Raw genomic sequence first — 8542 nt, forward strand, 5'->3', positions numbered from 1 at the left:
ACCCTGCCGCGACTGAGATCGTATAAGCCGGTATGACGCCAATCGCGATCGCGTCCCTTGGCATGGCCTTCTTGGCGCCCGCCCTGGACGATTCGGCAACCGTGGGCTCGCCCGCCCCCGCCTTCACCTTGACCGACACGCTCGGCCAAGAGCGTTCGCTCGCGGACTATAAAGGCAAGTACGTCGTGCTCGAGTGGACGAACCACCTCTGCCCCTATGTGCAGAGGCACTATGGAAGCGGCAACATGCAGGCCACCCAGGCTTGGGCGGTCGAGAAGGGCGCCGTGTGGCTCACCATCGTCTCGTCCGCGCCCGGCAAGCAAGGCTACGTCGATGCCAGCGCCGGTAACGAGGTGGTCCAGAAGCACGGGGCCAAGAGCACGGCCATGCTCCTCGACCCGACGGGCCGGACCGGCAAGCTCTACGGTGCCAAGACCACGCCCGATATGTTCGTGATCAATCCCGAGGGCACCCTCATCTATAGAGGTGCGATCGACGACAAACCGGACGCGCCCCAAACCGAGACCAAGAACGCGCGCAACCACGTGAAGGCCGCCTTGGAAGAAGCGATGGCGGGCCGCGAGGTCTCGGTCAAGACGACCCAACCCTACGGTTGCAGCGTCAAGTACGCGAACTAAGCGCGGACACCAAGCCCTTCCCTTGTCTGCCGGGCCTTGGAAGATGAGGGAAGGGTTTGGGAGGAGAACTTTCTTGCCGCAAAACGGTCAGCTTGACCGGACACCGTGCCATGCTTGAGAACTGGCATGAAGCACATCGCCCTCGCCTTGCTCACCGTCGCCTTCGGCACCGCCCTTGCTGACGAGGTGGGGATGGGGCACTCGAGGCACGGCGCCGCCTTCGACGCCGGCCTTCGCTTGCGACCCTGGAAGATGGAAGGCGTCGGCACCGCGCCCTTCCCAATCTCGACGAAGAACCCCGAGGTCCAGGCTTGGTACGACCAAGGCAACGCGCTTCTGCACAGCTTTTGGTTCGAGGAGGCCGAGCGCGCCTTCCGCTGGTGCCACAAGCTCGAACCCGAGAACGCGATGGCCTACCTGGGCATGGCGCGCTGCGGCTTGACGTGGTTCACAATCTCGAGCCCGGGAGGCGAGGGGCTCAAGCGCTATCGCGACTTCCTGGTCGAGGCCGTCAAGCGAAAGGAGGGGCTCCCCGAGCGCGAACGGATGTACATCGAGGCCTGGGAGGCCTCGTGCCTTGGCGCAAACGAGCCGGGGAAGGTGATCGTCGAGAAGCTCAGCGCGATCTGCATCAAGTATCCGCAGGACATGGAAGCCAAGGCCCTGCTCGGCCTCTTCAACATCGGCCTCGGGAGCCCGGTCGCGAACGACTCGCTCCTCAAGGAGGTCCTCAGGGCGAACCCGATGCACCCGGGCGCGCACCACGCGAGAATCCACAACTGGGACGGCTGGAACTCCGAGGAGGCCATCGCCAGCTGCGAGCTTTATGGCAAAGCCGCGCCCGGGGTCGGACATTCGCTCCACATGCCCGGACACATCTATTCGAAGGTGGGCATGTGGCACGAGGCGGCGATCGCGATGGACAGCGCCACCCGGGTCGAGTTGCGCTACATGAACGACCGCTTTGCCCTCCCCTACGAGACCTGGAACTACCAGCACAACCGCGACTACCTTTGCTACATCCAAGAACAACTCGGCCGGGCCGAGGACAGCCTACGCGGCGCGCGCGACCTCGTCAACGCGCCCCAAGACCCGGATGTGAACCCAGGCGAGACATGGTGGACGCAGCTTCCCCTCATGCGTGCCCTCGTGAAGTTCGAGCGTTGGGACGAGATTCTGGACCCGAAGACGTGGCGGACGAGCTCGTCGACGGATTTCGAACTCTTCCGGTCGGCAGCCGAAGCCTTGGCATTGGTCAGCAAAGGCGACAAGACCGGGGCGCGGGAGAAGTTGCGCGGCGTCCGCGAGTCGATGGCAAAGATGCTGGCCGAGGAGACTGCCAGAGACCCTTCCCGGGCCGAGCAACTCAAGGCTGAGTTCGAGCAAAGGCAGCCGGCGCTGATCCGTGTCGCCGAGGCGCGCCTCAAGATGCTCGAGGGCGACCGCCTAGGAGGGCTCTCCATCCTTATGGGGGCAGCCGAGGACGAACTCAAGACGCGGGAAAAGAGGGCATATCCGAACGACCCGGCCATGGACGCCTGGCCCCTGACGCGGATCTTGGGCGACGCCTTCGCCGAGCGCGGCGACCACCGCGCCGCCATCGACGCCTACGAAAAGGGCCTCGCGCAAGAGCCGAACGACGGGTGGTGCCTGGCGGGGTTGGCGAAGTCGTGGTCGGCGCTGGGCGAGCGCGAGAAGGCTCGCGGCTTCGCCGGCCAGATGATGGCGGTCTGGAGCGGGGCCGACAAAGGCATCCGCGCGATGGACGAGGTCGCCGCCCTCGACCTTGGCGCCCGGCCCACGCCGAAAACGCTCAGGCCCGAACGGACTTACGTGCCGAGCGACCTGGACAAGCTCGGCCCCAGCAACTGGCGACCCTTCCCCGCCCCTCGGCTCGAAGGACTCGACCCGGAAGGAAGACCGGTCCGGCTCGAAGAGTTTCGAGGGAAGAACGTCTTGCTCGTCTTTTACCTGTCGGACCAGTGCGTCCACTGCATTGAGCAGCTGGCCGCGATCAACGGACGGATGGCAGAGTTTGAGGCGAACGACACGGTCGTCCTCGCCTGCAGCGGGGACGCGCCGGAGAAGAACAAGATGAACCAGCTTGCCTCGTTCCAGATCAAGCTCGTCTCAGACACCGGCCACGACAACGCCCGGCGCTTCTCGTCCTATGACGACTTCGAAGACATCGAGCTGCACTCGACGATCCTTATCGACAAGGACGGCCGGGTCCGCTGGAAGCGCACAGGCGGCGATCCTTTCACGAAGCTGGACTACCTCCTGGCCGAGATCAAACGCTGGTAGTCCGGAGCCCCTCCCTCGGCTTTGACGGGATGCCTTGTGCCCGGCGAAACTGAGGGAGGGGTTGGGGAGGGAGATCCGGGGCGGGTGGACGTTGCCGGTAGACTCGCCAGACCCATGTCCGCGACGCTGACCAAGATCCCTATCCTCGACCCCCGACCTGAGATCGAATCGATCTGGCCTGAAGTGACCGCGGCCCTCGAGGACGTGCTGAAGACCGGGCAGTTCATCATGGGCCCGAACGTCACCGGGTTCGAAGCGGAGGCGGCGGCCTATCTCGGCGTCAAGCACGCCGTCGGAGTGAACAGCGGCACGGACGCGCTCATCCTCGGCGTCCACGCGCTCGGCCTGCGCCCCGGCGACGAGGTCATCACGACCCCATTCACCTTCTTTGCGACCACCGAGTGCGTCAGCCACTTCCGCGCCACCCCCGTCTTCGTCGATATCGACCCCGAGACCTTCAACTTCCGGGTCGACCAGATCGAGGCCGCCATCACGGAGCGGACGAAGGGCATCATCCCGGTGCATCTCTTCGGCCAGCCGATCGACATGGACCCGCTCATGGCGCTCGCCGAGAAGCACGGACTTTGGATCCTGGAGGACGTCGCCCAGGCGTTCGGCGGCGACTACAAGAACCGTAAGCTCGGTTCGATCGGCCACGCGGGCGCGTTCAGCTTCTTCCCGACCAAGAACCTCGGTGGTTGCGGCGACGGCGGGCTCTTCACCACCAACGACGACGCGGCGGCCGACCTGGTGCGCATGCTTCGCGTCCACGGCGCGAAGAAAAAGTACAACAACGAGATGGTCGGCGTGAACTCGCGGCTCGACGCGATGCAGGCCGCCATCCTGCGCTGCAAGCTGCCCCACATCGACGAGTGGAACGCAGGCCGCCGCGCCGCCGCCCGACGCTACAGCGACGGCCTCGCCGAAGTGGAAGGGGTCGTCACCCCGCGCGAGGAGGCATTCGGCACCCACGTCTTCCACCAGTACACGGTCCGCATCCTCGGCGGTCGCCGTGACGAGGTGCAGCAGAAACTCGACGCCGCCGGGGTCGGCACGATGGTCTATTACGAGAAGCCTCTCCACAAACTGCCGGTCTACAAGGACATGGCGGTGAGCATGCCTGTGAGCGAGCAGTGCGCCGCCGAGGTGCTGAGCCTGCCGATCTGGCCGAAGATCGCGCCCGAGGTGCAGGACCGCGTGATCGGTGCGATCAAGGAAGCACTAAGGTGATCCGGAGCCCCTCCCTCGGCTTTGACGGGATGCCTCGTGCCCGTCGAAACTGAGGGAGGGGTTGGGGTGGGAGATTATTCCGGTTTCGGCGAGCGAGCGTTGCGTTCGAAGCGCGACCGACCAGAGCGCTCCTCACAGGTCGTGGCAATGAGGTCGAGCCAGCGGCCATGGACACCGCCCAGTTCGTCGAACAGGTCTAGACTCGGAACGCGGATCGTCATGATGCCGCGCCCTTCAATGAAGGCATCACGAAACTTGTCCTCGCTGGCGCGCCCAGCATGTTGCTCGCCGTCAACTTCGATGCAAAGTGAAGCCTCGGAACAGTAGAAGTCAAGGACGTAGCGGCCAACGGGAACTTGACGTTTGAACCGAAATCCTAGAGCGTCACGCCGAATAGACTCCCAGAGCCTTCTCTCGGAAACCGACATGTTCCCGCGGAGCCGCCTGACTCGCTCGATGTTCGCCTGATCATAGTTCAGGGAGTCCTTCTTCACGGCTGCATCGGAGGAAGTTTGTACCGCAAATCTCCCTCCCCCAACCCCTCCCTCAGTTTCGGGGGCACAAGGCATCCCCCAAAGCCGAGGGAGGGGCTCCGGACAGTATCCTTCACCCATGGCCAAGAAAGAAGAATTCTCCGCAGAAGAAAAGGCCGCGATGAAGGCGCGGGCCAAGGAGCTCAAGGCGGAGGCCAAGGCAGGGAAAAGCCGCGAAGAAGGCGAGAAGCAACTCCTGGAAGCGGTGGACGAGATGGAAGGCAAGGACCGCGAGATGAGCGAGCGGCTGCACGCCATCATCAGCGCCGCCGCCCCCGACCTTACGCCAAAGACCTGGTACGGCATGCCCGCCTATGCCAACAAGGACGGCAAGACGGTGGTCTTCTTCCGCGCCGCGGGGAAGTTCAAAGAGCGATACATGACGCTCGGGTTCAATGAGCTGGCCAACCTGGACGAAGGCAACATGTGGCCGACCAGCTTTGCCCTCACCGACCTCACCAAGGCCGAGGAGGACCGGGTCACCGCACTCGTGAAGAAAGCGGTCGGATAGTCAGGCCAGCGACTTGAAAGCTCGCTCGAAGAGCTCTTCAACGCCGAAGCCGTAGGTCTGGCGAAGGGCCTCGTCAGAGTAGCTCTGGCCCGTCACCCGCATCGCAAGCTCGCCGAGCAGAGAATTGTCCGAGAACGCGTCCAGCAGGGAGCCCATCTTCTCCTGCGACCCAAGGCCCATCAGGTAGTCGCCGATCGCCGCCGACTGACGATAGGCTTGTCGGACAACGGCCGCCCCTTCCCGGCTGGTGCGGTCCTGCTGAAACGCACGGTCCAGGTCCTGTTCCTTCAGCCAGCGGGCATGGCCGACGACGAAATCACGGAAGCTGAGGTCGGCCCTCTCGGCAGTCATGGCGAAGACTTCGTCCAGCCAACGCGGACACCGCCCTTGGGTGCGATGGCCCGTCATCACGTGCGCGTATTCGTGCCGCACCGCGCCCGCGAGCTCCTCGGGGTCGGCGGTGAGCCCGACGGGAAGGCAGATCTTGGTGTACTCCACCTTGTCCACACAGTAACCGTGCCGGTTCGGCAACCAAGGGTCGTCCACCTCGCGGGAGAGCATCGTCACCCGGGTGGCGGGGCCGTGCTCCCAAGCGAACTCGCGGGCGACCTCGTCGCACGCTTCCAGGATCGCGGTCTCCAGGTGGTCTACCGAGAGGGCCGACTCCAGCGGCGCCACTTCCAAGGTCAACCAGGGCCGCACATCAAAGACGGTCGCGGTGTCGCGCGTCTCCTTCTCGGCTTCGATCACGCGGTAGAAGCCGACGAACCGCCCCTCCATCGACCCCGCGACCTCGGAAGCGGCATCGACCGCCCCCGCAAGGTTCTCGCGGAGGTAGAGCTCCATCGCCACGCGCCACCCGATAGATTCGTCGATCGCTCCATAGCGCCATTGCCCGACGACGCGACGCCGGTCACCAACTTGGCCAGTCTCGCTCATGCAAACTCCTCGGGCACCTCCCGCGAGCGGCCCTCCATTTCCGCTACGCACGCGGCGATGGTGATGTCCCCGACCACGTTAAGAGTGGTCCTACTCATATCGAGGATGCGATCGATGCCTAGGACGAGGCCGATGGCCGAGCCGGGCACCCCGAACCGCACGATGATCGAACCGATCATGGGCCAGGCGCCCCCCGGGACACCCGCCGTGCCGATGCCCGCCACGATCGCCAGCATCATCACGGTGAACTGGTCTTGCAGGCTCAGCGCGATGCCGAAGAACTGGCACAGGAAGATGATCGTGATGCCTTCGAAGAGGGCGGTGCCGTTCTGGTTGGCGGTGGCGCCGACCGTCAACACGAAGTTTCCGATGTCGCGGGGGATGCCGACTTCTTCCTCCGCGACCTTGAGCGCAACGGGGAGCGTCGCGTTCGAGGAGCTTGTGGCGAACGCAGTGACGATCACCGAGCGGATCTGCCGGAAGAACTGGACCGGATCGCGCTTGGCGATGAACCTCAGCACAAGCGGGTACGTGACGAACATATGGACCGCCAAAGCGACCAAGACCAGCGCCACGTACTTGCCGAACGCCGCCACCGCGTCCAGCCCCAAGATCGACGCGGTACGGAAGACGAGCGCGAAGACGCCGATCGGGGCGAACGCCATCGCGTACTCTATGATCTTGAGCGTCACCGCGAAAACCCCCTCCAAGAGTGCGCGCACCGGCATCGCCTTCTCCTGTTCGATGGCGGCAAGGGCGATGCCGAACACGAGGGCGAAGAACATGAACGGCATGATGCCGCCGGTCAGCGCACGGGTGGCCTCCAGCAACGGGTTGCGGGGAACGATGCCGAGCACAGGCGGGTCGACTTCCGCGGACGCCTCGGCCGACGCCTTTTTCTGGGCCTCGGCTTGGTCGATGCTCCCGAGCAGCTCCTGCCGCCGGGCAGGGTCCACGCCGTCGCCGGGCCGGACCAAGTTGACCCCGGCCAGCCCGATCCCGACCGCGATGCCGCTCAGGAGCACCGTCATCATGAGCGCGCGGAGGCCGACCCGGCCGACCTTCGCCGCGTCCCCGATCTCCGAGACCCCCAGCACGAGGGCCGAGAAGAGGAGAGGGACGACCACCATAAAGATGAGCGTGACGAAGATCTGCCCGATCGGCTGCATCAGGGTGTCGTTCACCCACCGCAGGCCCTCGTTCTGCCGCCCGCCCGGCAGCGCGATCTGGGCCGAGGCGCCCAAGACCGCGCCGAGCAAGAGGCCGATGAAGATCCTGTTGTGAAGGGCAATGCGCGGACGTCGCTCCATAGTTTCCGGCCAGTTTGGCCGGTTCTTTACGAGTAGCGTGCGGCGGGGGCGGGAGAGGTAGGATGCTCTGGCTCCCTGGTGCCTGAATGCTGTTACCCGTCGGTAGAACCAAGCGAGGATTCACGCTGATCGAGCTGCTCGTCGTCATTGCGATCATCGCCATCCTCGCCGCCATCCTCTTCCCCGTCTTCGCCCAAGCCAAGGACGCGGCCAAGAAAACGACCTGCATGAGCAACGTCCGGCAGATCGCCTTCGCGACCTTCATGTACGCCGATAGCGAGGACGACCGGTTCCCGGCCTGGGCGGCCAAGTCCCCACCCATAAACGGCGGCAACTCGAACTATGTGCCGCCCGACGTCCAGGTGAGCGCCTATACGAAGAGCCGCGAAATCTGGTGCTGCCCCCGCGACGAGGGCCAGCGGGACAACCCGAACGGCATGCCTTTCTGGAACGGTGACGACCTCAAGCGACCGACCCTCCGGAGCTACGCCTACGTCGGCCCGATCAACACGACCGAGGCCCGCACCCTCGACCCGAACACGGGCATGTACGAGTTTCTCGACCGGAACCGGTGGGACACCACCGGCCGCACCTCCACCGGCATCGAATCCCCCTCCGAGATGGTCGCCTGGGTCGAGCAGTGGTCGCCCGTCTGGCGCGACCAGTACTACGGCACCGTCTGGGGGAGCGGCTTCATCCAGTGCAACACCTCAAAGCTCGCGGGCCGTAACTATCCCGCGAAGGGCCCCGCCGACACGCCCCCGCCCGGATGCGCCAGCGAATACCGCAGCCAGCCGACCAAAGGCCATTCCAACATCGGGAACTACGCCTTCGCCGACGGCCACGCCGGCGCCAAGCCCTGGGGGCAGATCCGCAAGAACGACTTCGCCGCGTTTAAGGCGCAGAAGTCGAGCCAGACCTTCGAGCCATAAGGGCCGGTCCGGGCGTCGCAACCATAACCGCGAGGAGACTTCTGCTCGCCAAGCCAAGGAGGCTGCGACAGGCTCCAAAGACTTGGATTAGGCCTTAAGTCCCCCCCCCCCCCCCCCCCCCCCCCCCCCCCACAAAAAAAAAAAA

Annotated in this window: 8 protein-coding genes; 5 read left to right on the top strand and 3 right to left on the bottom strand. The window is 64.8% G+C overall.

Annotated features, from left to right (window positions below; translation table 11 throughout):
- The first annotated feature begins 32 nt into the window (after nt 1-32).
- The 3 genes from KF733_12775 (at nt 33) to KF733_12785 (ending at nt 4172) form a co-directional block, all read left to right on the top strand.
- Nucleotides 33-638, top strand: coding sequence for a thioredoxin family protein (locus KF733_12775; GenBank protein QYK55869.1), 606 nt, complete (start codon nt 33-35; stop codon nt 636-638).
- Nucleotides 639-764: 126 nt separating this feature from the next.
- Nucleotides 765-2942 (top strand): redoxin domain-containing protein, encoded by a 2178-nt coding sequence (locus tag KF733_12780; GenBank protein ID QYK55870.1) that lies wholly within the window; start codon nt 765-767, stop codon nt 2940-2942.
- A gap of 114 nt (nt 2943-3056) precedes the next feature.
- Nucleotides 3057-4172, top strand: a complete 1116-nt coding sequence (locus tag KF733_12785; GenBank protein ID QYK55871.1) for a DegT/DnrJ/EryC1/StrS family aminotransferase — start codon at nt 3057-3059, stop codon at nt 4170-4172.
- A gap of 74 nt (nt 4173-4246) precedes the next feature.
- Here KF733_12785 and KF733_12790 read toward each other — a convergent pair whose 3' ends face one another.
- On the bottom strand, nt 4247-4666 hold the full coding sequence (locus KF733_12790) for a DUF559 domain-containing protein (protein QYK55872.1): 420 nt from the start codon (nt 4664-4666) through the stop codon (nt 4247-4249).
- Between the two features lie 118 nt (nt 4667-4784).
- Here KF733_12790 and KF733_12795 point away from each other — a divergent pair, with 118 nt between their 5' ends.
- A complete protein-coding gene (locus tag KF733_12795; protein QYK55873.1) occupies nt 4785-5216 on the top strand; it encodes a DUF1801 domain-containing protein in 432 nt (143 codons plus the stop codon).
- Here KF733_12795 and KF733_12800 read toward each other — a convergent pair whose 3' ends face one another.
- Nucleotides 5217-6155 carry a hypothetical protein gene (locus KF733_12800; protein QYK55874.1) on the bottom strand — a complete coding sequence of 313 codons (939 nt, stop codon included), beginning with the start codon at nt 6153-6155 and terminating at the stop codon, nt 5217-5219.
- Entirely contained in the window at nt 6152-7465 is a 1314-nt protein-coding gene (locus KF733_12805) for a dicarboxylate/amino acid:cation symporter (protein QYK55875.1), read from the bottom strand. Before KF733_12805 ends, KF733_12800 begins: the two co-directional genes overlap by 4 nt.
- Nucleotides 7466-7551: 86 nt before the next feature.
- Between KF733_12805 and KF733_12810 the strand changes: the two genes are divergently transcribed.
- Nucleotides 7552-8397, top strand: coding sequence for a prepilin-type N-terminal cleavage/methylation domain-containing protein (locus KF733_12810; protein ID QYK55876.1), 846 nt, complete (start codon nt 7552-7554; stop codon nt 8395-8397).
- The last annotated feature ends 145 nt before the right edge of the window (nt 8398-8542 follow it).

This window comes from Fimbriimonadaceae bacterium, from assembly GCA_019454125.1.
Classification (GTDB): Bacteria; Armatimonadota; Fimbriimonadia; order Fimbriimonadales; family Fimbriimonadaceae; genus JALHNM01.

Excerpts from the sequence above, each read along its gene's own strand:
- KF733_12785 (QYK55871.1), top strand. The coding sequence starts at position 3,057 with ATGTCCGCGACGCTGACCAAGATCCCTATCCTCGACCCCCGACCTGAG.
- KF733_12800 (QYK55874.1), bottom strand. The coding sequence starts at position 6,155 with ATGAGCGAGACTGGCCAAGTTGGTGACCGGCGTCGCGTCGTCGGGCAA.
- KF733_12775 (QYK55869.1), top strand. The coding sequence starts at position 33 with ATGACGCCAATCGCGATCGCGTCCCTTGGCATGGCCTTCTTGGCGCCC.
- KF733_12805 (QYK55875.1), bottom strand. The coding sequence starts at position 7,465 with ATGGAGCGACGTCCGCGCATTGCCCTTCACAACAGGATCTTCATCGGC.
- KF733_12795 (QYK55873.1), top strand. The coding sequence starts at position 4,785 with ATGGCCAAGAAAGAAGAATTCTCCGCAGAAGAAAAGGCCGCGATGAAG.
- KF733_12780 (QYK55870.1), top strand. The coding sequence starts at position 765 with ATGAAGCACATCGCCCTCGCCTTGCTCACCGTCGCCTTCGGCACCGCC.
- KF733_12810 (QYK55876.1), top strand. The coding sequence starts at position 7,552 with ATGCTGTTACCCGTCGGTAGAACCAAGCGAGGATTCACGCTGATCGAG.